We start from the raw sequence: 1,679 nt of genomic DNA on the forward strand, positions 1-1,679 counted from the left end.
GGAGTATCCCGCCCCGGCTGCAGCCTTCATGACGTCGGGCACCGGCTCCAGATCCTCGACCATGCCCGCCATGGCGGCCACCGCCACATGGAAGGCGCGGAGCGCGTCGAACGTCGTCTCCTTGTCCTCCTGCATGTCCTTGGAATAGGTCAGCGGCAGGCCCTTCATCACCATCATCAGCCCGACATTTGCCCCCATGATCCGCCCGACCTTGGCGCGGATCAGCTCGGCCGCATCAGGGTTCTTCTTCTGCGGCATGATCGACGATCCGGTGGAGAAGCGGTCCGAAAGCGCCACAAAACGGAACTGGGCCGAGGACCAGATCACCAGTTCCTCGGCAAAGCGCGACAGGTGCATCGCCGTGATCGAGGCGGCGGCAAGGAATTCCAGCGCGAAGTCGCGGTCGCTGACAGCGTCGAGCGAATTGGCCGCAGGACGGTCGAAACCCAAAGCTGCTGCTGTCGAATGCCGGTCGATGGGGAAGGACGTGCCGGCAAGCGCCGCCGCCCCCAGCGGGCATTCGTTCATCCGCTTGCGCGCATCGGCGAACCGGCCGATGTCGCGCGAGAACATCTCGACATAGGCCAGCATATGATGGCCCCAGGTCACCGGCTGCGCGGTCTGAAGGTGGGTGAAGCCCGGCATCACCCAGTCGGCCCCGGCCTCTGCCTGTCCGATGAGCGCGTTTTGCAGCGCGGTCAGGCCGGTTATGGCCGCATCCGCCTGATCGCGGACCCAGAGCCGGAAATCGGTCGCGACCTGATCGTTACGGCTGCGCGCCGTGTGAAGACGCCCGGCCGGTTCGCCGATAATTTCCTTCAGCCGCGCCTCGACATTCATGTGAATGTCTTCAAGCGCGGTCGAAAACGCGAAGTTTCCGCCCTCGATCTCTGACAAGACCGTGAGCAGGCCTTCCCGAATGGCCTCTGCATCTTTATCGCTAATGATGCCTTGTGCCGCGAGCATCGCCGCATGGGCACGGGACCCTGCAATGTCCTGGGCATAAAGCCGCTGGTCGAAGCCGATCGAGGCGTTGATTGCCTCCATGATCGCGTCGGGCCCGTCGGCGAAACGCCCGCCCCACATTGCGTTCTGGGTCTTGTCGGTCATGGTCACGCCCCCGGAGGCTTTTATGCGCTGGTTATCCTCTGCCGTCCTCTACACGGCCCTTGCACTCGGTGCAAACACCGCCTTGGCGGGCACGGCCGAACTGGAAGCCCTGCGCGAGGGGACGATGAAAAAGCTGGCCTTCGCGGCCGAACCCGCAGCGGTTCCGGCTACGCGTTTCACCGATCCGGCGGGGGCTGAGCATTCTCTGGCGGACTGGCAGGGCAAATACGTTTTGGTGAATTTCTGGGCGACCTGGTGCGCACCCTGCCGCAAGGAGCTGCCCGCGCTTGACGCGCTGAACCGCGATTATAGCGGCGACGGTTTCGAGGTCGTGACCATCGCCACCGGCCGCAATCCGGTTCCCGCCATCGAGCGGCTGTTTGCGGAAGAGGGGGTCGCGACCCTGCCGGTCCTGCTCGATCCGAAACAGGCGCTGGCGCGTGACATGGGGGTGCTGGGCCTGCCGGTGTCGGTGATCCTTGATCCCGAGGGCCGGGAAATCGCGCGGATGTCCGGCGATGCCGAGTGGAACAGCGACAGTGCCCGCGCCATCATCGCAGAGCTTCTGA

2 protein-coding genes are annotated in these 1,679 nt (G+C 64.6%); one reads left to right on the forward strand and one right to left on the reverse strand.

Features of this window, described 5'->3' with window-relative positions; translation table 11 throughout:
• A partial coding sequence (argH, locus tag WBB85_RS22050) for an argininosuccinate lyase (RefSeq protein WP_432640718.1) occupies nucleotides 1-1,110 on the reverse strand: 1,110 nt, incomplete at its 3' end.
• Between the two features lie 22 nt (nucleotides 1,111-1,132).
• On the opposite strand from argH, the gene WBB85_RS22055 reads away from it, so the two are divergent.
• The coding region (locus WBB85_RS22055) for a TlpA family protein disulfide reductase (RefSeq protein ID WP_432640719.1) at nucleotides 1,133-1,679 on the forward strand (547 nt) is incomplete at its 3' end.

It is taken from the genome of Albidovulum sp. (genome assembly GCF_049646345.1).
Taxonomy (GTDB): Bacteria; Pseudomonadota; Alphaproteobacteria; order Rhodobacterales; family Rhodobacteraceae; genus Albidovulum.